Genomic DNA, 22,018 nt, shown 5'->3' on the forward strand with positions numbered 1-22,018 from the left:
TTAATCTCTTTTCCTATTTTTTAAATTTGTAACATAACCTTCTTTATTCGTTTGTCTAGCCCTTGCAACAGATAAGGCCTCTTCTGGAACATCTTCCGTAATCGTTGAACCTGCTGCAACATAGGATCCTCTTCCGATTTTCACAGGAGCAATTAAGTTTGAATTACAACCTATGAAGGCATCATCTTCAATGGTAGTCAAGAATTTATTCGTCCCATCGTAATTTACTGTTATTGTACCACAACCAATGTTTACATTACTTCCTACTTCTGCATCACCAATGTAACTCAAGTGGGAAACTTTGCTGTTGTCGCCAAGTTTCGTTTTCTTAATTTCTACAAAATTACCTAATTTAGCATCATGACCTATCGTTGAATCAGGTCTAATATGCGCAAATGGACCAATTTTGACACGGTCACCAATTTTACTATCATTTGCCACACTTTGTTTAACAATCGTAGCTTCCCCAATAGAACAATTTGAGATTTCACTGTTTGGGCCAATTTCAGCATTCGTTTTTATAATGGTTGTTCCTTTTATGATTGTACCCGGGTGAATAATAACATCGGATTCAATAACGACATCTGGTTCAATATACGTATGATCCGGATCAATAATTGCAACGCCATTACGCATATGCTTCTCGTTAATACGCTTTTTCATCGTTTTTTCGGCTTCAGCCAATGCAACACGATCATTTACTCCCAATGTCTCTTCAAAATCGGGGGTTAAGAAGGCACTAACTTTTTTACCTTTATGACGCATAATTTCAATTACGTCTGGCAAATAGTATTCTCCCTGTACATTATCATTGGAAACTTCTTGTAGTGCAGCAAAGAGAGCCTGATTGTCGAAGCAATACGTACCAGTATTAATCTCGTTAACAAGAAGTTCATCCTCACTCGCATCCTTATGTTCAACAATTCGTTCCACTTCATTCGTTTCATTACGTAAGACTCTTCCATATCCTGCCGGGTTATCTGTCTTTGCAGTCAAAATCGTTGTACCAGCACCTGATTCTTCGTGATAATTAAATAATGCTTGATACGTTTCTCCTTTAATCAAAGGTGTATCACCACAAGCTACAATGGTAGTACCTTCTTTATCTTTCAATAATGCTTCTGACTGTAAAACAGCATGTCCCGTACCTAATTGTTCTTCCTGGACTACAAATTCACTTGCCTGCCCAATTTGATCTTTCACTTTATCAGCACCAAAGCCTACTATTGTTACCATTTTATCCAATTTCACTGTATTTAATTGATCTATAACATGTTGCACCATTGCACGTCCAGCAACTGGATGCAAAACTTTATAAAGCTTAGACTTCATTCTAGTTCCTTGCCCTGCTGCAAGAATGACAGCATAACGATTCGTCATAAGGAAACCTCCATCAATTCTAATTATCCACTTTAAAATATATCGTAAAAAACATATCATTTCAACAACGGTTAACGATGAAGGATAATATTTGAAGTAAAAAATGTAGATGCTGTGACGTTTGCGTGGGAATGCTACCTAAATGTTTGAGGAAATAGCGATTTTTCAAAACAAAAAAAGAAGGTCAACCCTTAACAGATTTGACCCCTTTACTAATCATGACTATTTAAATCTCTATTAAGAAGCACCTGCTTCTTCATATTTAACTTCACTTTCACCCGCACGACGATATTCTTCTAAAACGGCATCCTGAATCTTTGAACGTGTTCCTGAATTGATTGGATGTGCAATATCCCTAAATTCCCCATCAGGAGTTCTTTTTGACGGCATCGCCACAAATAATCCATTATTACCGTCGATTACGCGTATATCATGGACTACGAACTCCTGATCCAACGTGATAGATGCTATAGCTCGCATTCTGCCCTCTGTATTAACGCGGCGTAATCTAACGTCAGTTACTTCCATGATGTCTCACCACCTTTTCCCTTATGGACTTACTCTAACTATTTCAACAAAACAATTGAAATTCCTGCTTAAAATACAAAAGAAATTAAATATTTTAAATTAGAAGTAAGTTTAAAAGAAAAAATACGAATAACCCATTGGATTTAGTATCCAAAAAGGACCGTCATTAGTGGGTTATTAGGAATCTTTGTGGTTCTCCACATAATTACCTGATTGTATTTCAATGTTATGATGTCTGATATCTACATTTGTGATTTTTACCAAGGAAGTATAATTATTTATGACACGTTCTTCTTCCTCATCATCTGCTTCAGCCAATACTCCAATTGCCTGTACACGCGCATCAAATTCAGCAAGCAAATTAATCATACCGGTAATGGTTCCTCCAGCTTTCATGAAATCATCGATAATACAAACATTCGCACCTTCTTCAAGGCTACGTTTTGGCAATACCATTGTTTGTATTTTTCGTGAAGAACCAGAAACATAGTTAATACTTACGGATGAACCTTCTGTCACTTTCGGATCTCTTCTGGCAATTACAACCGGGACGTTCAGGAAAGATGCAACAGCATATGCCAACGGAATACCTTTTGTGGCGACAGTGACAATCACATCAATCTTTACTTTTGAAAAAGCAGATGCAAAAACACGACCTATTTCCCTTACTGTTTTCGGATCACCGAGTAAATCACTCATATAAAGATAGCCACCTGGCAATATTCGTGCTGGGTCCTCTAGTTTCTTTCTTAATTCTTCAATGAATTGCATACTTTTTTCACGAGAAAACTCAGGTATATACTTTACGCCGCCCCCTGCACCCGTGGATCGTTGCAAATACCCCATACCTTGATTCTGAAAAACTTCATTAATAATATCCAAATCTTCACTAATAGAAGATTTTGTTGTCTCACAAAGTGTTACGAAATATGGCAATTGTATATGTTTTCTTGGATTTTCCAGGAAAAAATCAGTCAATACTACCAATCTATTGCTTCTTTTCATTACTACACCCCAAAACCGTATATTTAATTAATAATATATCATTATTATACGTATTTTGGCAATACTTACCCCAATAAACGAACAAGGTATACTTCATCACAAAATCCGCGCATTCCATTATAAATTCGAGTTGCTTTACTTTGTTGTTCGACTAATCCATATACAGTAGGCCCACTACCACTCATAAGTACTCCTGCAGCGCCCGCATGAACCATGGCCTCTTTTATCCGCATTACTTCTGGATGTAATGAAAAAGTAATGTCTTCAAGTGAATTTCCTATGTTCCTACATAATTTATCGAAATTCCTTTCACTTAAAGCCTTCAGTATTTCCGAAGTCTGGGGATGGAAAAGTCTCTCTACATCAATTTGCCCGAAAATGGTCTTTGTAGAAACACCAATATCTGGTTTTGCTAAAATAATCCAACAGGAAGGCGGGGATGGTAATGATTCTATTTTTTCACCATACCCTCTAGCTATCGCAGTATTTCCATATACACAAAAGGCTACGTCAGCGCCAATCGTTGACCCTAGTTCCGCTAATTCATCAAGCGGGATACCCAATGACCATAGTCTGTTAAGCCCTCGCAATACTGCTGCTGCATCTGTACTGCCACCTCCCAGTCCGGCTGAAACTGGAATATTTTTATCAATACGGATGTGGACCCCCTCCGTAATCCCGTACGCCTCTTTAAAAACATCAGCGGCCTTATACGCTAAATTCCGTTCATCATTAGGTACATATCTGCTTTCCAGAGAAATCTCGATCCTATTTTCCCCTAACCGTTCCAATTCGATACGATCAGCTAAATCAATGGAAGTCATAATCATTTCTACATCATGATATCCATCCTCTCTTTTTCTTAATACATCAAGAGATAAATTAATTTTCGCTGGGGCTTTCTCTAATATAGTCATTGTTATCACCACCTTTTTCACGTCCTTGAAAATATAAATAATTGTAACATAATTAAAAAACATAGGCGACTCGCGTGTTGTTAACGGCTCAAATAATAAACGTATATTTGTGAATATTTCCCATGCTGCAAACAGGAAGACTAAAAAAGACAAACCCGTTAGGATCTGCCTTTCTGTTGCATATTTTGTTGTGCTATTTCAATAGCTCGTTTAACCATATTACCGGCATCCCTTGACTTAATGCCGCCCCAACCTTCTTGCTGTACCGTGTCGTAAAACCCTAACTCTTTGGCAATTTCCTCTTTCAAATGGTCGGACATGATTCCTCGGCGTCTACCCACGAAAGAACAACCCCTTTCTGTTTGAGCTTTCTAACGACAATATTAGCTTATGTTGATTCCTTTTAAAAAAACCCGGCAGATTTATGTAAAAAAGGAAATTTTATTGAACAACAAAAAAACAGTAGACAAATGTCTACTGTTCCATCAATATTGCTTTATTTCCATCAAGAAAATTTAATTCAACCGTTTCTGTTAATATGTCTGCATAGCTGTATGAAACACGTTCGAATGCATTTTCGTCTTGGTCAAGCTCAACGACAAAGACTGAAGGATACGTTTCTGCCAGAACTCCCGATCGAATAATCGTTTTCCTTCTTCCACCGTTAGCTTTTAATTTCAACCTTTTACCAACATGACATTCAAGACCTTGCTTAATTTCGATTAATGTTTTAGCCACTATACTCCACCTCACTAATTTATAGTTTAACACAAACCCGTCCAATAGTCAAATAAAACTTTATATTATATCAGTAAGTCTTTTTTCCTGTCAACAATAAAATTTGTCTATTTCTTATATTATCTGTAATTATTAACAAATTATGTATTATTTTATCGAAAAAGTTTTGGAATAAAACTTGTCCCAACAGAAGTTTGGGGCCTTATCTCTATTGGATAAGGAAAAACCCCAAATTTATTCTCCATTCTCTTCCAGATAGGGCATGCCAGTTCGAAGTAAGCCCCTCGTTTCAATTCCACCCATTCCTTTTTCCCCAGTCAGTGTGTTCCTCAGTGCATCCCATACACCCACGCTTTCCATAAATGGGGTATAGGCAATTTTTGCTGCAATATAGACAGGGTCTAGTGCATGTATATTGACCCGTAAAGGAGAACTGGCAAAATTTGCTCCTGCGCGTATAAGGGATTCGAAATGCGATTGACAAGCACCAGCGAAAATGACAAGCTGATCCAAGTTCGGGTTTATTCGCCTTGCCTCCCTTACCGTTTCTGCAAAATATTTGGAATGCCTATAGGCTTGTAAATCATTTTTCATTCCTTTATTCTTTGAATAAGAATCGTGACCTGTAATAACGATAATATCTGGTTGTATTCGTTTCACTAAACTTCCAATCTCATCCGGCATTTCTTTTTCATTGATATGAATTCCATGAACTTGTAGACCAACACGCTGATATAAAGAAATACATTTCCTTAAATATGTTTGATCCCCGTCCAAATGAAGTACTTTTGCTGGCAGCTGAAAAAAACTACCTTCGTTAAGGTACCCATCTGTTGTTTGATACATTCTCTTTTCTTTCATAAGCTGATAATCCTGTCGAAAGAGTCGATAGGAAAACTCCTCTTTCTCTTTTTCCTTTTCCTGTCTTTTAACAATCTCTCTTCCAGCAGCAATTTCAAGATCATTGATCGGAGCGTCCGCTTCCAGTCGCAAATCAGCTCCCTGTATGATTGCTGTTTCCTTTTTTATCAATGCTACACGAAATAATAAATCATGCTTATAAGACTTTCGTGTAACGAGATCACCCGTAGTAATATCCATATAGCCACCTCTTGACTTCGTTCTTCTATAGACTATGAGTATGTAAGTGCTCCTGTTCCTTACAGCCATGTTAGCCCCATAAAAATAAAAAAAACTACTGCCTTATAGGGCAATAGCTGTATGATTACATTTTCTCTTTATAAAACGTATTGGCAAGCAGAGCAAACTCCGCCATATCAAGGGATTCTCCACGTCTTGTACCGTTAATATCGATGCGTTCTAAAATCTCATTAATTCCCTCTTTTGTATACTTCTCTTTAAAATAACTGGTTAAGTTATTACGTAACGTCTTTCTCCTCTGAGCAAAACATGCTTGAACGAGGTTAAAGAAAAATTCCTCATTCTCTACATGCACAGGTGGTTCTTCACGCATGATCAGTTGTAGAATACTGGAATCGACATTTGGCTGTGGCATGAATACACTTTTAGGTACCGTCATAACAATTCTTGCTTCTGTGTAATACTGTACGGCAATCGTCAATGATCCATAGCTTTTGTTGTTGGGTTTTGCAGCCATTCGTTCTGCAACTTCCTTTTGAATCATCACTGTGAAGCTTGAAACGGGTAATTTATCCCTCACAAGTTTCATTAGTATAGGGGTCGTAATGTAGTATGGTAAATTTGCTACGACATGTATGTCTTGTCCAGGTTCAAAATGCGATTGGATAACTTCTTCTACATTTGCCTCTAGGATATCCTGATGGATAATTTCAACATTTGGATAGTCCTCAAGCGTATCTCCAAGAATTGGTAAAAGACGTTGGTCAATCTCAAAGGCAACAACCTTATTTGCATAAATAGCCAGTTGTTCCGTCAACGCCCCCATTCCAGGACCGATTTCTATTGCACCTGAAGATTGATCAATCCCTGTACTATTAATAATATTTTTCAATACATTTACATCCACTAAAAAGTTTTGTCCAAGACTCTTTTTAAAAGTAAATTTATATTTATTTAGTATTTCTTTCGTTTTTAAAGGAGTAGCTATATATTTTTTAGACATTTTTATCCTCCTGTTGCAAAACTTTAACAGCTTGTTCAAATTGCTGTTTCGTAATCTGAAACTGGGTTAGCCGCTTTAATAATTGTTTTCCGTTAGTATGTCCGATTTGAAGCAATTCACCAAGCTTTGCCCTTCTCATACTTGCCTGAGGCCCACCAATAAGCCCAATTGCTATCAAATCTGCTTTATCTATCTCACTGTCACTTACTTCTGCTAGTTCATAAACATCTTTTAGTGCATGACGAATCGATTCGATCGTCGCATGTTCAATTCCAAGGCTTTTGTTCGTTTGATTTTTAGCTCTGGCCTGATTCCTGGTCAAAAAGGCATGTTTACAACCTGGGACAGCCTGATCTACGATATGACGAATACGTTCGCCTGGATAATCGGGATCGGTAAAGATGATGACCCCACGTTTTTCCTTTGCATGCTTGATTCGGGTCAGAATTTCCTTATTGACAGCAGAACCATTGGTTTCAATTGTATCCGCATCTACTGCTAAACGGATTTTCGCTGTATCATCTCTACCTTCCACAACAATTATTTCTTTAATTTTCAAAAGATTTCCTCCAATAAACAAATGGATAAATACGATAATATAAATAAATAAAATGCTCTTATCATCATAGCATGATAAGAGCATTTTATCCCATATTTTACAAACATATAATTAATTCAAGACTTTTACCTGAACCGTTTTAACACCCCATGAATAAGCATCTGATTTAGTTGGAACATGAAGATCAATACGATTCCCTTTAATATGACCACCCGTATCACCAGCAACCGCTTCTCCATAACCTTCTACCCACACTCTCGTTCCTAAAGGAATAACATTTGGATCGACAGCAATTACCTTCATGTTCGGGTTTGCTTTTAAATTAATTCCTGTAGCAGTCGTCCCAGAACATCCACTACAGCCTGCGGTAAATGCACTAGCAGTCATTGTAAGGCTTTTGCTACCTGAATGATTGCTAGAAGTTTCCGTTGAAGCGTTTGATTTCTTACTTGCGACTGTAACAAGATTGGGTTCCGGCTGCTCTTCCTTCGTTCCAATAGCTACGACCTCGTTAACACTTTCAGTAATATCTTCTTTAACTAGCTCACGTTTCACTTCTTGATTGTTCTCTTTTATAATTTTATATATTTTTTTAACGATACCATCTTTTCCTTCAGATATCACTTTTTCATTCCCTTTCAAAAGAGAATGATCTTCACGTTTTTCGGTGTCATATGCAACTGTTTCAGTAATGACCTCTTCCTCTTCACTAACACGCACAATTGAAATTTCATCCGTTTTTGTAATTTGTTCATCTAGTGCTGGTTTAACTTTATCTTCACCTTTTCGATCGTATTTTACTTCCGCTTTATTCAACAAGTTTTCTACAGTGCCACCTGTTGTCCAAATCCGCTTTTCTTTGCCACCATCATTGATGGTAACCTCATATGCTGTTAAAACTTCTATATGTAAACCATCTTCGGTTGCTTCTGTTGTATTATGTGATATTGCATCTTGTTCTGTAAACGAAAGGTTTGCTTCTGTGAAAAAATCATCAACTGTCTCGGCTGTTGTGTAGTAACTCTCTTCTTCGCCGTCAATACTCACCGTTACTTCTTTAGCAGCGTCGAATTGAACTGACATTCCATGTTCAATGGGAGTATCCATCTCATGGGATATCGCATCGTGCTTTCCTACAGTTATTCCTAACTCTTCTAGCAAGTCTTCTACAGTATTTGTGTGTGTAATAACTGTTTGCTCTTTTCCGTTATCTGCAAAAACTACTTCCGCTTTCGTTGCTTCAAATAGTACAAATCCAGAAAATACAAGTAGTGCTAAAACACCAATACACGAAATAACCAGCTTCATTTTCGATGCCGGCAATAGCTTTTGAATTAATCTCATGCTCCTGCCCCCTTATTCCCAATCGATTATATAAACAGATATAGATAAAGTCAAAGCTATTCCGTTTACGATTAGTTTACAATTATATTACAGAGGCAGATCCAACTACTAAAATTAATCAGTAAAGATATTTTCAATTCTTGCTATATAAGGGTTTGTGGATTATTACAAAATATGAAAAAAAAGAGAATTGGAATCGTGCAAATCCCCTAATTTTTTCCATAAATATAACTTTTATTACAGGAACCTTAATTAATTCCAAATAAAAACAGTCCATTTTTCGTCGTAATTTCGCTAAGTTCTTTTACGTCCATCTCTCTTAATTCCGCAATTTTTTCTGCTACCAATTTCACATAAGCAGGCTCATTTCGCTTCCCACGATTTGGATGAGGAGCTAAAAAGGGTGCATCTGTTTCAATTAATAAGCGATTCAACGGTACCTGTTTAGCAACCTCTTTTGGTAATGGAGCATTCTTAAAGGTTACCGGGCCACCAAGAGAAATATAGAAATTCATATCCAAACATGTCTGAACATAATCAATAGAATCATTGTAACAATGCATGATTCCACCCACTTTGGAGGCATCTTCTTCTTTCAGGATTTCAATAATATCCTCTGTTGCCTCGCGATTATGAATAATAATTGGCATGTTTAGTTTTTTAGCCAAGCGGATTTGCTTACGAAATACTTCCTTTTGAACATCTTTCGGAGATTTATCCCAATGATAATCCAGTCCCATTTCTCCAATTGCAACGACTTTTGGATGGTCTGACAACTCTTCAATCCATTGAAGATCCTCATCCGTCATATCAACCGCATCAACCGGATGCCAACCAACCGCTGCGTAAATCGTTTCATTTTGTTCGGCAATCTCAATAGCAAGCGGTATTGTTTCCCTGTCAAACCCTACTACAACCATATAGTTAACACCTGCTTCAAAAGCCCGCTGTATGGTTTCCTCACGATCGTCCGCAAATTGTTTTGCATTTAAATGTACGTGTGTATCAAATAACATGCCGCTCATCCTTTACTCTTATATTTCTATTGAAAACACCCTGCTAAAATTTTAGCAGGGCATCTTTTAGTTAGGCAATTTCAGATCCATTTTGTGCTTCAGATGGTGCTTCAATCACTTGTAACTTACCATCTTTTTCGGCAGAAAGTATCATGCCTTGACTAATTTCGCCACGCATCTTACGTGGTTTCAAATTCGCCACAATAACTACTTTTTTACCGATTAATTCTTCTGGATTTGTGTACCACTCGGCAATACCCGACAGGATTTGACGGTGTGCTTTGTCTCCTGCATCCAGGCGGAATTTCAGTAGTTTATCTGCACCTTCGACTTTATCGCAGGCAATGACCTCCGCTACCTTTAATTCAACTTTATCAAAATCATCATATTTAATTTGTTTCTCTTTGACCGAAATTAATTCTGTTTCCGTCGGATTCCAATCGATTGCTTCTTCATTTTCTTCTATCGTCTTAGGTGTACCACCAGCCATTTGCTCACGAATATATGCTACTTCTTCCTCCACGTCCAGACGAGGAAAAATTGGTGTTCCTTTTTTAACCACTTTTGTATTTTCCGGGAATCCACCGAAATTCACGGTTGCCCAATCTCCTGCCTCATCACCATCAACACCTAGTTGAGCAAAGATTTCCTTTGGCGCATGTGTCAAGAATGGCTGAAGCATAATAGCCGACACACGTAAACTCTCAGCTAAATGCACCATGACGCTCCTTAATTCAGCATTTTTTCCTTCTTCTTTTGCAAGTTTCCATGGTTCCGTTTCATCAATATACTTATTAGCACGTGAAATTAATGTCCAAACATTGTTAAGTGCACTGCTAAATTGCATGTTTTCCATTTCTTCCTGATATACGTCAATTACTCTTTCAGAAGTTGACTTCAATTCTTCGTCATATGCTGTTACATTCCCATTGTATGCAGGGACATCGCCACCAATATATTTGTTAATCATTGCTACCGTACGATTTAGCAGGTTCCCTAAATCATTGGCCAAATCATAATTCACACGTGAAACAAAATCTTCTGGTGTAAACACGCCATCACTTCCAAAAGCAACTTCACGCATTAAGTAATAACGTAATGCGTCTAAACCATAGCGTTCTACCAACATCTCAGGATAAACAACATTTCCTTTTGATTTTGACATTTTACCATCTTTCATTAACAACCAACCATGACCAAAGATTTTCTTCGGTAATGGTAAATCCAATGCCATTAACATAATTGGCCAATAGATTGTATGGAAACGTACAATTTCTTTACCTACCATATGCACATCTGCTGGCCAGAATTTGTCATATAACTTCTTATCATCTGAACCGTAACCAAGTGCAGTAATATAGTTAGCTAATGCATCAATCCAAACATATACAACGTGCTTTGGATTACTTGGTACTTTAATTCCCCATGAGAAAGTTGTACGTGAAACAGCGAGGTCCTCTAAACCTGGTTTAATGAAATTATTAATCATTTCATTTTTACGGGATTCAGGTTGAATGAACTCTGGATGGGCATTATAATATTCCAGCAAACGATCTGCATATTTACTCATTTTAAAGAAATACGATTCCTCTTTAATCAATTCAACCGGGTGGCCACTATCAGGTGACTTTCCTCCAATGACTTTTCCGTCTGCATCACGTTCCACATCAACGAGTTGTGTTTCTGTATAGAATGTTTCATCGGGTACGGAATACCAACCCTCATATTCATCTAAGTAAATGTCACCCTGCTCTAAGAATCGTTCAAAAATAGCCGCTACTGCCTTTTTATGGGCTTCTTCGGTGGTACGAATGAATTTATCATTACTTATTTCGAGTAATTTCCATAAATTCTGCATTCCTTCTGCCATACCATCCACATATTCCTGTGGCGTTGTATTTAACTCGATCGCTTTGTTTTCAATTTTTTGGCCATGTTCATCACTACCTGTTAGATAGAATACATCAAAACCCTGCATTCTCTTGTAACGAGCCATTACATCGCAAGCTATTGTTGAATAAGCATTACCAATATGTAACTTACCGCTTGGATAATAAATTGGTGTAGTTATATAAAAAGTTTTCTCATTTTTTGACATACACGTACCTCCTTAATCTATACCATCATATGATTATAAAACTATTGTAGCCATTATAACGTAATTTGCCAAACACTGTGTAATAACGACATATAAATTGCTCCTCTATTGCATGTATAACCCATTCTTCTTATTTATATAATTAAAAAACGAATGAAGTAAATAAAATTTTCCAACTAATGGTAAAATTTTGTTGACACATTAATCTAAAATTGGTATTCTATTTTTTATAAAGATGTCGAACCATGACGATTTTTTTAACAAAGCGAAAATTTACAGTAAAACATCGATCCTTGTTTTACTAACCTTGGGAGGAAACAATGAAGTCTACTGGAATTGTACGTAAGGTCGATGAGCTGGGCCGTGTTGTCATACCAATTGAACTTCGTCGTACACTGGATATCCATGAAAAAGATACAATGGAAATTTATGTGGATAACGATAAAATCATCTTGAAGAAATATAAACCCAATATGACATGCCAAATAACTGGTGAAGTTTCAGAGGAAAACCTGTCTTTAGCAAATGGCAAGCTAATCCTCAGTCCAGAAGGTGCACAGGCACTGATGGATGAGATTCAAACACGATTAAAATAATCACAAACAAATCTTACTCGCCAAATAAATAGCAAAGTTACAAAGAGAGCTGACGCCTGCACCCGAGCACGTCAACTCTCTTTTATTTAGGCTATTCTTGGTTGCTTTTAAAGACTTGCAGAGTTGAGATAGAATGCGACGTAACTGCTTTTCCCGCCGTCCGGGATCGCTCTGGGCGGATGCGCATCCTTAGGGCACGGCCTCAGCCGGACTGGTGAAGCTGTATGATGTTATTTTAGCCCCGCAAGTATAGTAATTGTCAGCAACCTTTTAACCAGCTCTGGGAAATACACGTGGACTCCAGCGGGAGGAAAGGCATCGGTGAGACCCCACAGTGCGTCAGCATGAAGAGGCTCACCAGCCGCCCGCGAAAAGCGCAGTGTATTTCCCAGAGCGGTCGCCGAAGTTGCTGCATACTGATAGAAAACCAGCAGTTAATTCGGAGTTTATACATTTTGTGTGAATAACAGCAAATCTTATCGTTAGGACAAGTAAGAGCAGTCCTTTATATAACAGACTCTAGTTAATATGGTAGTTCTGATATACATCACGTTTGGGCATACTTCTATCAACAGCTGTCTGTTTTATTGCATCTTTGCTCGATAAAGCTTTTTCTTCTATATAATAGTCTACATGCTCAAGAATAGTTAAATCGTCCCACCAAGCAGATTCAACTAGGTCCTCAGACGATTCACTTCCACCTTCTACCACAATTACAAATTCGCCTCTCATCTCATTTTCCTCAGCCCATGTGATTAGCTCTTCCGTAGTTCCGCGTACAAATTCTTCAAATCGTTTTGTCAGTTCACGAGCAATAGCAATTCGCCGTATTCCAAACTGTTCCTGAATAGCCTTTAGGGTATCTTTTATCCGATACGGCGATTCGTAAAATAAAAGAGTTGCCTTTAATCGTTTCAAACGATCCAATTCTTCCATTTTCGCTTTCTTTTTTCGTGGCAAAAAACCGTAGAAATAAAATTCACCTGAAGGTAGGCCTGATCCAACGAGCCCACATAATGCTGCGTTTGCCCCAGGTAAGACAACTACTTTTTGATTCATTTCAATTGCTCCCTGAACGATTTCAAAACCAGGGTCAGATATAGCCGGCATTCCCGCATCACTGACAAGAGCAATCAATTCACCCTTTTCAATCCGTTCAAGTAATTGTTCCCCGCGGGCCAATTTATTATGTTCATGATAGCTGATTAAAGGAATGGAAATATCAAAGTGGTTCAGCAACTTTTTCGTGTTTCTTGTATCTTCTGCAGCGATTAAGTCAGCAGAGCGCAGAATATTCAATGCTCGATATGTAATATCTTCAAGATTTCCTATCGGGGTGGGAACAACATACAGTGCACCTTGTGTTTCATCATCAAAGCTCTTTTGTATTTTCAATTGATATACCTTCCTTCGACAATTCCCCTATGAGCAGCTTTTTATCCTTTCGGGAAAGTTGTTTTATCTGATATTCCTTTTGCATGGCTTCTTCTTTCGTTTTAAATCTTTCGACAAAAACTACTACGAATGGTCCTCTACCTCTTGTATATTTTGCACCTTTACCACTTTCATGCATTTTTAAACGGTGTTCCAAGTTATTCGTATATCCTGTATAAAGGCTATCATCCTTGCAACGAAGGATATACACGACATGTTCACCTGCCATAGATAATTTCCCTTGCTTCCTTCGTATAGGTTCTGTCTTCTTCATATACATACAAAGGAGGCAATATTTTCAAATCTGCCTTTCCGTCCCGAATACCTTCCACCAGTAGCATATTCGCTTCCTTCCCTTTTTTAGGATAGACTAGTTGCATCCGCTTCGGTTCAAGCTTATATTTTCTGAAAAGTTCTATGATATCAACAAGTCTTCCAGGTCGGTGTACCATTGCAACCTTTCCTCCAGGTCTCACATGTAATTTACATGCCTTTACAACATCTTCCAATGTACAATACACCTCATGTCTGGCAATTGTCAGGTATTCATTATGGTTATGCTCTGTGCTTGATGAGTTTTTAAAATACGGTGGATTACAGGTTACCACATCAAAACTACTCTGACCCAGTACAGGCTGCATTTCTTTCAAGTCACCGTGAATCATTTGCATTTGATCATTTAAACCATTTAATTTTACATTTCTTTCAGCCATTTGAAAGATTCTCTCCTGAATCTCTACTCCGGTGATCTTAGCATTTGTTCGAATGGATAGAAGTAGAGGGATAACACCATTTCCCGTACATAAATCTAAAATCGTTCCACCTTTTACCGGTACATAGGCAAAATGAGCAAGTAAAACAGCATCGAGTGAAAAAGCAAAAGCAGTGGGGCTCTGAATAATCTGCATGCTTTCATTAGCTAATAAATAATCAATTCGTTCATCATCAAATAACTGTACCATCATTAACTCCTTACATCATCCACTTTATTATCAATAACTTAAGGATTTTTACGTAATTGAAAAGAAAGCTGCCTCTAATAGGAGGCAGCGATGAAATACTTTCTACAAGTACTGCAGAAAGCCATTTTATTTTGTTTTATCAAAGAAATCAAGACAGAAAATACAATCCTCATTTCTCCTTGGACTCCCAAATTCCAAATTACAAATATGAAAGCCTTCTTCATATAACCTGGCGAGATTATCGTATCCTTCACCCGGATGACTTCCCTTTTTAGATCCCTTTTTGGCAGTATTATCTTTAACTGCTTCGGTGTGATCTAGATGGTTACGTAAATTGTGGTTTTCTACGGCTAGCCGGTGATTCTCTTCAAGAAGATCACTTAATCTTCCTTTTAGATCACCAAGTTGCTCATACAACTCGCCAATTTGCTTTTCCATATCGGAAACCTGATCAAAAATTTCTCTGTTCCCCACGCCCACTCACCTCATCATTCTGTGGCTTGCGCTAAAATTCCTTGTTCTATTAATTCATCTAACGTATATTCAACAACGCTTTCCTTTTCCGGAATTTCGATTTGGACAAGTCGTTCGAGTATGTTCAAACCAACTACTTTTCCTTTTCCATATGGGGTTTTAATAGCTTTCCCAATATCCGGCAAATCACGCTTCGCTGTTTCATAGTCATCGTTCTCATACTTCAGGCAGCACATCAGTCTGCCGCATAATCCAGATATTTTCGCCGGATTCAAGGAAAGATTTTGATCCTTTGCCATTTTAATGGAAACTGGTTCAAAGTCACCTAAAAATGTTGAGCAGCAGAGCATCCTGCCACAAGGGCCGATACCACCTAGCATTTTCGCTTCATCACGAACACCAATTTGACGCAGTTCAATTCTTGTTTTAAACATAGACGCTAAATCTTTTACCAGGTTTCGGAAATCAACCCTGCCATCTGCCGTAAAATAGAAAATAATTTTATTGCGGTCAAACGTGTACTCTACTTCTACCAGATTCATATCCAGCTTATGCTGCACAATTTTATCTGAACATACGTGAAAAGCCTTTTCAGCCTGTTCCTGATTCTCCACAACGGTCAATTTATCTTTCTCATCAGCAACGCGAATTACCTTTTTCAAAGGAAGAACAACATCTTCTTGATCCACGTGCTTATTCGTAATAACAACTTTTCCAAATTCAATCCCGCGTACCGTCTCTACAATAACATAACTATCCATGGAGACATTTTCAATGCCTGGATCAAAATAATATATTTTACCCGCTTTTTTAAAGCGAACTCCAATAACTTCTATCATTATTTCACCTCTGTATTTGAAGTGCCAGTTGTTCAATCACAAGTGTGGGTTGAACATTTTGCTTCAATTTCCTTTTTGCCTTCAGGACGAGATTCAAAATATTCACCAAATGTTCCTGAGAAAAGGACATTGCAGCCTTTTCAACTAATGCATCCTCTGGGGTGAAAAAAGCATATGCACCTTCATTTCCTATATGGTAATAAAGGATATCTTTAAAAGCCAAAAGCAATAAATCCAATCCCTGCTCCTGCTCCTTCCGATCCTTAAAATGAGGAACCCAGTGATTGTGAACAAAAAGATAAACGTCTTCCGGCTTTATCGTAAACATTTCTATTAATTGTACCATTAATTTTCTTGCTTCTGCAAACCACTCATCTTCATTCCATTTAAATGCTTCATCGAGATTATTGGTCAGCGCACTCATTAACACTGCATCATTCTTAGCCATCCCATTTTCCATCAAATGATTTTGAAAAGAAACTGTATTCAATGGTTGCAGGTCAACAATCTGACAACGTGAACGTATTGTCGGAATAATGGACTGACTGTTCTCTGTCAACATAATAGCTGTTGTCTGTTTACTTGGTTCTTCCAAGAATTTAAGAATTCGGTTTGCGGCATTAACAGTTAGTGTGTCTGCATCTTTAATAATATAAACCTTCTGATTCGATTCCACACCTGAATAGGAAAACTCTTTTTGAAGATTTCTCACTTGCTCTATTTTAATTGATTGTCCTTCCGGTTCAATCCAATGAACATCTGGGTGATTACCGGAAGCAATCCGTTTGCAGTTATTACATTCATTACATGGCTCTACACCAAATTTATCCGTGCAGAATAACCCCTTCGCAATTAATAACGCAATTGCTTCTTTTCCTGTCCCACGTTCACCGTGAAGCAAATACGCATGAGAAACCCGGCCTTTTTTTATACTGTTTATTATAATCCTGCTTGCTAGTGGTTGCACGTCGGCAACCTCAGACCATGTTTTCATAAGTACCCGCCCTCAGAGTTTAACTTTCATTCACACTACTAAAACTGTCAGCGTTTTAAAAAACTACGTATATATATTAATCAGTAATCCCTTGATTTCTCCAATAAGCCCCAAGATATCTACCGTCTTCTTTTCCTGATTCATAATTACTTCTGTGAGTTCAATTAATTTTTCATCTACTTGTTTGATAATAGCCAATTTACGGTTACCATTTAAACCAAAACTGTGTGATTTCTGCATGCTGTAGCCATTATTAACTGTTTCCTGCAAAAATCCCTTTACCATTCGCTTAAATTTTGCCAACTCTCGAAATGATCGGAAACGCACAAGTTTGTTACCTTGAGCAGTGATATTTTGAATAAGCTGCTGTACTTCCTGCTGCTTTAAACTTTGTGTCTGGGACTGAACCATTTTATTAAAAGTTTGATTCCCATTAAATGCCTGCCTTGTATATTTCGGTTCTGTCTTGGCTTGCATCTCATTTGTGATTTTCATCGGTTCAGCCCCCTTCTCAAACGTGTATGATTAAAACTGAAAAAATGATTCAATTGGCAGAATAAATACGGTTGCTCCACCAACTTCAACTTTGACCGGTTTTGGGATATACGAATCTGCATTGCCACCCATTGGTGAAATTGGAGCCACCATTTGTTCACGATGGGAACAGTTATCTTCGATGGTTTTTAGTGCAAGGTCTACTTCGTCATCATTACATCCTATCATAAGGGTTGTATTTCCCTCTTTTAGAAATCCACCGGTAGTAGCTAGTTTGGTTGTTTTGAAGTCTCCTTCTCCCAAAGCATTAACAAGTCGATTCGAATCCTTATCTTGAACAACAGCCATGATTAATTTCATGTCAAAAGCCCCCTTTATTTTAGATGAGAGATAATACAATCGAATGCGTCCTGCTCAACAGCCTCCATGGATTGGTCTGCATTAATCGTTTGAATACGTTCGGGAAATCTGCCTGTAAGAACCTCATATCCTTCATGAACCAATTCATGAAATTTTATATTCTCAAGATCCAGACGATTTCTCTCTCTATCTTTATTCGCCGCGATACGGTCTAACCCCTTTTTTGGATCAATATCAAAAAACAAGGTCAGGTCCGGCATACAATCCTTGATGGCAAATTGATTAATAGCAAATACTTCATCAATCCCCAACCCTCGTGCATGCCCTTGATAAGCAAGACTGCTGTCAATAAAGCGATCACAAAGAATTACTTTTCCTTGTTCAAGCGCCGGTGACACCTTTTCCACTAGATGTTGTCTCCGTGCTGCGGCATATAAAAGTGCCTCTGTTCGCTCTTCCATTTCTATATTGACAGGATCGAGAATAATTTTGCGAATTTGCTCAGCAATTTCAATACCACCAGGTTCGCGTGTAGTCAGTACATCGTATCCTTCTCCTTTTAGCTTTGTATAAATTGCATGGAGAATAGATGTTTTCCCTGCACCCTCGCCACCTTCAAATGTTATAAAATAACCACTCATGTATGTGTCTCCTTCATCATATCAATAAATCCTGATGCCTTCTTCGCGCTGTTGAATTCGAATTCCCTGCTGACGAAGTTGTTCAATTGTTTCAATATGTGCTGCTGTGATTTTTTCACCTTTAACTATGAAGGGAATCCCCGGCGGATATGGAATAACCGCCTCAGCTGCTATATGTCCGATGCCTTCTATAAAAGGTACCCGTGTATATGATTGTGCGCTCATTACCTCATACGACAAAGCCAATTCCTGAATTGGTTGGGAAAAGAGCTTTGCTATCTCTATTGTAGCATGATTCGTATGATTTTTTAATCGTTCCTCTACGCTTTTTACTGTTTTTTTCAAGGCCTCTCCTTGTTTAAAAGGTGCAAGTCCATGAATGAATAAAATTTGGTTATGTGTTACTAACTCTGGATAGATATTTTCAGCTTCAAATAACTTGGCCACTTCCTTAACGGAAAAGCCATGTTTCACGTGAAACGTTATTTTTAATGGATCATCCGCAGGGAGCAAATTGCCATAAGTAGTACCTTGCAAAATCTTCCTCACATTTGAAACGCTCTCCATAATGGCTTTTATCTCATCAGTGGTTAAAATTGCTAAAAAGGATCGCGCAATATCCAAAGAAGCCATGAGTGGGTATGAAGGACTACTAGATTGAATCATTTGCAAGAAATGCGCGATACGTTCTTTCCTTATGAATTTTGATTTAATATGTAGAAAGGAAGCCATTGTCATGGCTGGAGCCATTTTATGTGCAGACTGAACGACAACATCAGCACCTAAATCCAATGCAGATTCAGGAAATGGACTGCCCAAAGAAAAATGAACCCCATGTGCTTCATCCACAAGAACAGGTATATGATACGCATGCGCCTTTTCAATCATCTCTTTAATTGGATAGGTTTTTCCAAAATAATCCGGATAAGTTAACAACAACGCTTTCGCATCAGAATGTTGCCTTAACGCCTCATCCAATACAGCTATGCTTGGATTGGTGTAGCGACCAACCGTCTCATCATACTCCGGTGCAATGAAAACAGGCTTAGCACCGCTTAATTCCAAGCCATTCATTATTGATTTATGACTATTGCGTTGCACAATAACTTTATCTCCCGGACTGCACGAAGCTAGAATCATTGCCAAATTTCCAGCAGTGCTCCCTCCAACAAGAAAAAAGGTGTGATCCGATTGAAAGAAGTCAGAGGCATAATATTCTGCTTCAGCAATAGCTTCCGTGGGGGCATGAAGATCATCAAGACCAGGAAGTTCTGTCATATCTATTTTCAAAATTTGTTCGAAGTATTTATACGGTCCATCCGGAAATAATGTTCCATTTTTATGGCCTGGCACATGAAAGGATAGTGGTTGTTCTGCCGAAAATTGCTTCAGTATTTGAAAAAGCGGCATTCTTTTATGGTCTACTTTCTTCATTACTATTCTCTCCTTAGTTTGCGTACTCTTTCTATACTAATTCAACAAAAAAAGCCTTTGCAAGCAAAGACTTCCACATACATGATAATTCAATCAGTTCGTAACAACCACTTTTTATTAACCTATGAATATAATTTCGGTTGATTGATATTTTTTAACTTTTGCAAGTAATAATTATACTTCTCTTCTCTTGGTTCGGTATGAATCATATTATATTCGCATTCTGTACAAATGAACGTTGTGTATAGATGAATCCCCTTTGCTTTCTCTTCCTCACAAATGCCACAGTGTTCAAATGAATCTGACTGTTTCATTTCCCCACCTCCGTTTTAAAATTAGTATCTCCTAATCTAACGGAAAGTATACAAGGAAACTTTGAAAAACATTAGAATATAAATAAGTGAATTGCAGCAAGGGAAGCTAGGCCAAACAGACCTAGAAAACCAGAAACAACTGCGGTAAAAAGATTAATAGGTATGTGAAGGCCAAGCATGCCTCCAAAAACGTTAAAGAAGAATAAAAATAATATCCCAATACCAAGTTTAACTGTTGCCTGTCCAATAAATTTCATCGGCTTTACCGGTGCACCAACAAAAAGCAAAATAATAATCAAACCTACAATTAAAGTAATAACTATTGAAGAACTCAATTGGAATCAATCCTCTCCATGGACCTCTTTTTAGTAAAATATGTAAACAAGTTGCATAATAGAACCGATATTAGAAAAAATAAAAGACAAGGAATCTATCATCCTTGTCTTTTGAAAACTATCTTATTATATTAAACTCGCATTGCGTTCATTTTCCGTTGTCTTGCTTCACGCAGGAGAAATAGGTATTTCGCCCGAGCAAGCGCCTCCTGCTGGACACCACTCTGTGTTGGTTCGATACTTTTTCGCACAATTGATTGGAGCTGCTTCCATTCATGCTCCATTCGAAAGATCGCATCCAACAGATCACTATCCACATCTCTTTTATTAACTTTTCTACCCATGTTCTTCACCTAACTCCTAATAAGAGGATGTTCAAAAACACTATACGTCTCTTCTTCCCTCTAACGCTTTCGATAATGTCACTTCATCCGCATATTCTAAATCTCCACCAACTGGCAAACCGTGGGCAATTCGTGTTGTTCGAATTCCTGATGGTTTTACGAGACGCGAAATATACATTGCTGTTGCTTCCCCTTCGATATTAGGGTTAGTTGCCATGATAATTTCCTTCACTTCTTCATCCTTCAATCGATTAATCAAATCCGGGACATTAATATCTTCTGGCCCAATCCCATCCATAGGTGAGATTGCTCCGTGAAGAACATGGTATTTCCCGTGAAATTCTTTCATTTTTTCCATTGCGATTACATCTTTCGGGTCTTGGACAACACAAATGATGGAATTATCACGAGAGGTATCCTGACAGATTGCACAGGGATCCTGATCCGTAATATGACCGCAAATCGTGCAATGCGAAAGTTCTCTTTTTGCATTTACTAGCGCATTTGCAAAGTTAAGCACATCATCGTCTTTCATATTCAAGACAAAAAATGCCAAGCGAACAGCGGTTTTTGGCCCTATCCCAGGCAATTTTGTAAAACTGTCAATTAACTTCGATATCGGTTCTGGATAATACATCAAATTTGCCTCCTAGAAAATCAAAAAAGCGCAGACACCCAGTTATTCGGACTTCTGCGCGTATGTGGATAGAAAAAATTACAATAATCCACTTTTTTTCATAGATTAAAACATGCCAGGCATATTTAATCCTTTTGTGTATTGTCCCATAGTTTCATTTGTCTTATCATCAATTTGTTTCAATACATCATTTGTTGCTGCGATAATAAGATCCTGAAGCATATCAATATCATCCGGGTCAACTACTTCTTCTTTAATTTGCACATCCGTAATTTCCTTTTTCCCATTTGCGATAACTGTAACCATTCCACCACCTGCAGAAGCTTCGAATGATTCTTCGTGTAACTCATCCTGTGCCTGCATCATTTTCTTTTGCATCTTTTGCATTTGTTTCATCATATTATTCATATTTCCCTTCATGGAAAATACCTCCTTGTAAATATTTTGTGTTTTACAGATTTTTCGTCACT

The 22,018-nt window shown here is 37.9% G+C and carries 28 protein-coding genes; 1 reads left to right on the forward strand and 27 read right to left on the reverse strand.

All coding sequences use genetic code 11. The features are described 5' to 3' along the window. The 12 genes from glmU to metG all read right to left on the reverse strand — a co-directional run bounded on the left by glmU (position 1) and on the right by metG (position 11,689). Positions 1 to 1,380: a bifunctional UDP-N-acetylglucosamine diphosphorylase/glucosamine-1-phosphate N-acetyltransferase GlmU gene (glmU, locus tag ACHABU_RS18060; protein WP_435766359.1), complete on the reverse strand. Its 1,380-nt coding sequence runs from the start codon at positions 1,378 to 1,380 to the stop codon at positions 1 to 3. A 237-nt stretch (positions 1,381 to 1,617) separates the two neighbouring features. After that, entirely contained in the window at positions 1,618 to 1,908 is a 291-nt protein-coding gene (gene spoVG, locus ACHABU_RS18065) for a septation regulator SpoVG (protein ID WP_010648994.1), read from the reverse strand. A gap of 177 nt (positions 1,909 to 2,085) precedes the next feature. Continuing rightward, on the reverse strand, positions 2,086 to 2,913 hold the full coding sequence (gene purR / locus ACHABU_RS18070; protein WP_435766360.1) for a pur operon repressor: 828 nt from the start codon (positions 2,911 to 2,913) through the stop codon (positions 2,086 to 2,088). A gap of 65 nt (positions 2,914 to 2,978) precedes the next feature. Next, complete coding sequence (gene ispE / locus ACHABU_RS18075) at positions 2,979 to 3,830, reverse strand: 4-(cytidine 5'-diphospho)-2-C-methyl-D-erythritol kinase (protein ID WP_435766361.1); 852 nt, start codon at positions 3,828 to 3,830, stop codon at positions 2,979 to 2,981. Between the two features lie 158 nt (positions 3,831 to 3,988). Continuing rightward, a complete protein-coding gene (locus ACHABU_RS18080; RefSeq protein WP_435766362.1) occupies positions 3,989 to 4,171 on the reverse strand; it encodes a small, acid-soluble spore protein, alpha/beta type in 183 nt (60 codons plus the stop codon). A gap of 133 nt (positions 4,172 to 4,304) precedes the next feature. Beyond that, on the reverse strand, positions 4,305 to 4,568 hold the full coding sequence (veg, locus tag ACHABU_RS18085) for a biofilm formation stimulator Veg (protein WP_379496634.1): 264 nt from the start codon (positions 4,566 to 4,568) through the stop codon (positions 4,305 to 4,307). Positions 4,569 to 4,802: 234 nt separating this feature from the next. Next, positions 4,803 to 5,669 (reverse strand): sporulation peptidase YabG, encoded by an 867-nt coding sequence (gene yabG, locus ACHABU_RS18090; RefSeq protein ID WP_435766363.1) that lies wholly within the window; start codon positions 5,667 to 5,669, stop codon positions 4,803 to 4,805. 124 nt (positions 5,670 to 5,793) lie between these two features. After that, positions 5,794 to 6,672 carry a 16S rRNA (adenine(1518)-N(6)/adenine(1519)-N(6))-dimethyltransferase RsmA gene (gene rsmA, locus ACHABU_RS18095; RefSeq protein ID WP_435766364.1) on the reverse strand — a complete coding sequence of 293 codons (879 nt, stop codon included), beginning with the start codon at positions 6,670 to 6,672 and terminating at the stop codon, positions 5,794 to 5,796. Then, a complete protein-coding gene (gene rnmV / locus ACHABU_RS18100; protein ID WP_435766365.1) occupies positions 6,665 to 7,231 on the reverse strand; it encodes a ribonuclease M5 in 567 nt (188 codons plus the stop codon). The genes rsmA and rnmV overlap by 8 nt, the downstream gene beginning before the upstream one ends. 111 nt (positions 7,232 to 7,342) lie before the next feature. Beyond that, complete coding sequence (locus ACHABU_RS18105) at positions 7,343 to 8,575, reverse strand: ubiquitin-like domain-containing protein (protein WP_435766366.1); 1,233 nt, start codon at positions 8,573 to 8,575, stop codon at positions 7,343 to 7,345. A gap of 248 nt (positions 8,576 to 8,823) precedes the next feature. Beyond that, entirely contained in the window at positions 8,824 to 9,591 is a 768-nt protein-coding gene (locus tag ACHABU_RS18110; RefSeq protein ID WP_435766367.1) for a TatD family hydrolase, read from the reverse strand. A gap of 70 nt (positions 9,592 to 9,661) precedes the next feature. After that, positions 9,662 to 11,689, reverse strand: coding sequence for a methionine--tRNA ligase (gene metG, locus ACHABU_RS18115; RefSeq protein ID WP_435766368.1), 2,028 nt, complete (start codon positions 11,687 to 11,689; stop codon positions 9,662 to 9,664). A 320-nt stretch (positions 11,690 to 12,009) separates the two neighbouring features. On the opposite strand from metG, the gene ACHABU_RS18120 reads away from it, so the two are divergent. Next, entirely contained in the window at positions 12,010 to 12,285 is a 276-nt protein-coding gene (locus tag ACHABU_RS18120; protein WP_435766369.1) for an AbrB/MazE/SpoVT family DNA-binding domain-containing protein, read from the forward strand. 519 nt (positions 12,286 to 12,804) lie between these two features. Here the strand turns inward: ACHABU_RS18120 and rsmI are convergent. The 15 genes from rsmI to ACHABU_RS18195 form a co-directional block, all read right to left on the reverse strand. Next, positions 12,805 to 13,680, reverse strand: coding sequence for a 16S rRNA (cytidine(1402)-2'-O)-methyltransferase (rsmI, locus tag ACHABU_RS18125; protein WP_435766370.1), 876 nt, complete (start codon positions 13,678 to 13,680; stop codon positions 12,805 to 12,807). Further along, positions 13,658 to 13,948, reverse strand: a complete 291-nt coding sequence (locus ACHABU_RS18130; RefSeq protein WP_435766371.1) for a GIY-YIG nuclease family protein — start codon at positions 13,946 to 13,948, stop codon at positions 13,658 to 13,660. The genes rsmI and ACHABU_RS18130 overlap by 23 nt, the downstream gene beginning before the upstream one ends. Next, positions 13,938 to 14,681 (reverse strand): tRNA1(Val) (adenine(37)-N6)-methyltransferase, encoded by a 744-nt coding sequence (locus ACHABU_RS18135; RefSeq protein ID WP_435766372.1) that lies wholly within the window; start codon positions 14,679 to 14,681, stop codon positions 13,938 to 13,940. Before ACHABU_RS18135 ends, ACHABU_RS18130 begins: the two co-directional genes overlap by 11 nt. A 126-nt stretch (positions 14,682 to 14,807) precedes the next feature. Beyond that, entirely contained in the window at positions 14,808 to 15,155 is a 348-nt protein-coding gene (gene yabA, locus ACHABU_RS18140) for a DNA replication initiation control protein YabA (protein WP_435766373.1), read from the reverse strand. Between the two features lie 14 nt (positions 15,156 to 15,169). Then, the gene (locus tag ACHABU_RS18145) at positions 15,170 to 15,994 is read right to left on the reverse strand and encodes a PSP1 domain-containing protein (protein ID WP_435766374.1); all 825 of its coding nucleotides are present in this window, start codon (positions 15,992 to 15,994) and stop codon (positions 15,170 to 15,172) included. Between the two features lie 4 nt (positions 15,995 to 15,998). Next, entirely contained in the window at positions 15,999 to 16,988 is a 990-nt protein-coding gene (holB, locus tag ACHABU_RS18150; protein WP_435766375.1) for a DNA polymerase III subunit delta', read from the reverse strand. Positions 16,989 to 17,051: 63 nt separating this feature from the next. Continuing rightward, on the reverse strand, positions 17,052 to 17,483 hold the full coding sequence (locus ACHABU_RS18155; protein ID WP_435766376.1) for a YaaR family protein: 432 nt from the start codon (positions 17,481 to 17,483) through the stop codon (positions 17,052 to 17,054). Positions 17,484 to 17,513: 30 nt separating this feature from the next. Beyond that, on the reverse strand, positions 17,514 to 17,843 hold the full coding sequence (locus ACHABU_RS18160; protein ID WP_435766377.1) for a cyclic-di-AMP receptor: 330 nt from the start codon (positions 17,841 to 17,843) through the stop codon (positions 17,514 to 17,516). Positions 17,844 to 17,857: 14 nt separating this feature from the next. Further along, on the reverse strand, positions 17,858 to 18,484 hold the full coding sequence (gene tmk, locus ACHABU_RS18165; RefSeq protein ID WP_435766378.1) for a dTMP kinase: 627 nt from the start codon (positions 18,482 to 18,484) through the stop codon (positions 17,858 to 17,860). A gap of 21 nt (positions 18,485 to 18,505) precedes the next feature. Next, positions 18,506 to 19,918 carry an aminotransferase class I/II-fold pyridoxal phosphate-dependent enzyme gene (locus ACHABU_RS18170; RefSeq protein WP_435766379.1) on the reverse strand — a complete coding sequence of 471 codons (1,413 nt, stop codon included), beginning with the start codon at positions 19,916 to 19,918 and terminating at the stop codon, positions 18,506 to 18,508. 122 nt (positions 19,919 to 20,040) lie between these two features. Continuing rightward, entirely contained in the window at positions 20,041 to 20,232 is a 192-nt protein-coding gene (locus ACHABU_RS18175; protein WP_379496651.1) for a sigma factor G inhibitor Gin, read from the reverse strand. Between the two features lie 71 nt (positions 20,233 to 20,303). Continuing rightward, positions 20,304 to 20,567 carry a pro-sigmaK processing inhibitor BofA family protein gene (locus tag ACHABU_RS18180; RefSeq protein ID WP_435766380.1) on the reverse strand — a complete coding sequence of 88 codons (264 nt, stop codon included), beginning with the start codon at positions 20,565 to 20,567 and terminating at the stop codon, positions 20,304 to 20,306. Between the two features lie 131 nt (positions 20,568 to 20,698). Beyond that, entirely contained in the window at positions 20,699 to 20,911 is a 213-nt protein-coding gene (locus ACHABU_RS18185) for a YaaL family protein (RefSeq protein ID WP_435766381.1), read from the reverse strand. A 40-nt stretch (positions 20,912 to 20,951) separates the two neighbouring features. Further along, positions 20,952 to 21,548 (reverse strand): recombination mediator RecR, encoded by a 597-nt coding sequence (gene recR, locus ACHABU_RS18190; protein ID WP_435766382.1) that lies wholly within the window; start codon positions 21,546 to 21,548, stop codon positions 20,952 to 20,954. A 105-nt stretch (positions 21,549 to 21,653) separates the two neighbouring features. After that, entirely contained in the window at positions 21,654 to 21,968 is a 315-nt protein-coding gene (locus ACHABU_RS18195; RefSeq protein WP_435766383.1) for a YbaB/EbfC family nucleoid-associated protein, read from the reverse strand. Between the last annotated feature and the right edge of the window lie 50 nt (positions 21,969 to 22,018).

Source organism: Oceanobacillus sp. CF4.6 (genome assembly GCF_051262635.1).
In the GTDB taxonomy this organism is placed as follows: Bacteria; Bacillota; Bacilli; order Bacillales; family Amphibacillaceae; genus Oceanobacillus.

Coding starts and splice junctions, on each gene's coding strand:
- ACHABU_RS18175 (WP_379496651.1), bottom strand. CDS start 20,232: ATGAAACAGTCAGATTCATTTGAACACTGTGGCATTTGTGAGGAAGAG.
- ACHABU_RS18135 (WP_435766372.1), bottom strand. CDS start 14,681: ATGGTACAGTTATTTGATGATGAACGAATTGATTATTTATTAGCTAAT.
- ACHABU_RS18185 (WP_435766381.1), bottom strand. CDS start 20,911: ATGGGTAGAAAAGTTAATAAAAGAGATGTGGATAGTGATCTGTTGGAT.
- recR (WP_435766382.1), bottom strand. CDS start 21,548: ATGTATTATCCAGAACCGATATCGAAGTTAATTGACAGTTTTACAAAA.
- metG (WP_435766368.1), bottom strand. CDS start 11,689: ATGTCAAAAAATGAGAAAACTTTTTATATAACTACACCAATTTATTAT.
- spoVG (WP_010648994.1), bottom strand. CDS start 1,908: ATGGAAGTAACTGACGTTAGATTACGCCGCGTTAATACAGAGGGCAGA.
- ACHABU_RS18105 (WP_435766366.1), bottom strand. CDS start 8,575: ATGAGATTAATTCAAAAGCTATTGCCGGCATCGAAAATGAAGCTGGTT.
- ACHABU_RS18195 (WP_435766383.1), bottom strand. CDS start 21,968: ATGAAGGGAAATATGAATAATATGATGAAACAAATGCAAAAGATGCAA.
- rsmA (WP_435766364.1), bottom strand. CDS start 6,672: ATGTCTAAAAAATATATAGCTACTCCTTTAAAAACGAAAGAAATACTA.
- ACHABU_RS18155 (WP_435766376.1), bottom strand. CDS start 17,483: ATGAAAATCACAAATGAGATGCAAGCCAAGACAGAACCGAAATATACA.
- purR (WP_435766360.1), bottom strand. CDS start 2,913: ATGAAAAGAAGCAATAGATTGGTAGTATTGACTGATTTTTTCCTGGAA.
- ACHABU_RS18145 (WP_435766374.1), bottom strand. CDS start 15,994: ATGATAGAAGTTATTGGAGTTCGCTTTAAAAAAGCGGGTAAAATATAT.
- tmk (WP_435766378.1), bottom strand. CDS start 18,484: ATGAGTGGTTATTTTATAACATTTGAAGGTGGCGAGGGTGCAGGGAAA.
- yabG (WP_435766363.1), bottom strand. CDS start 5,669: ATGGATATTACTACGGGTGATCTCGTTACACGAAAGTCTTATAAGCAT.
- ACHABU_RS18170 (WP_435766379.1), bottom strand. CDS start 19,918: ATGAAGAAAGTAGACCATAAAAGAATGCCGCTTTTTCAAATACTGAAG.
- ACHABU_RS18160 (WP_435766377.1), bottom strand. CDS start 17,843: ATGAAATTAATCATGGCTGTTGTTCAAGATAAGGATTCGAATCGACTT.
- ACHABU_RS18130 (WP_435766371.1), bottom strand. CDS start 13,948: ATGGCAGGTGAACATGTCGTGTATATCCTTCGTTGCAAGGATGATAGC.
- glmU (WP_435766359.1), bottom strand. CDS start 1,380: ATGACGAATCGTTATGCTGTCATTCTTGCAGCAGGGCAAGGAACTAGA.
- ACHABU_RS18120 (WP_435766369.1), top strand. CDS start 12,010: ATGAAGTCTACTGGAATTGTACGTAAGGTCGATGAGCTGGGCCGTGTT.
- holB (WP_435766375.1), bottom strand. CDS start 16,988: ATGAAAACATGGTCTGAGGTTGCCGACGTGCAACCACTAGCAAGCAGG.
- ispE (WP_435766361.1), bottom strand. CDS start 3,830: ATGACTATATTAGAGAAAGCCCCAGCGAAAATTAATTTATCTCTTGAT.
- ACHABU_RS18110 (WP_435766367.1), bottom strand. CDS start 9,591: ATGTTATTTGATACACACGTACATTTAAATGCAAAACAATTTGCGGAC.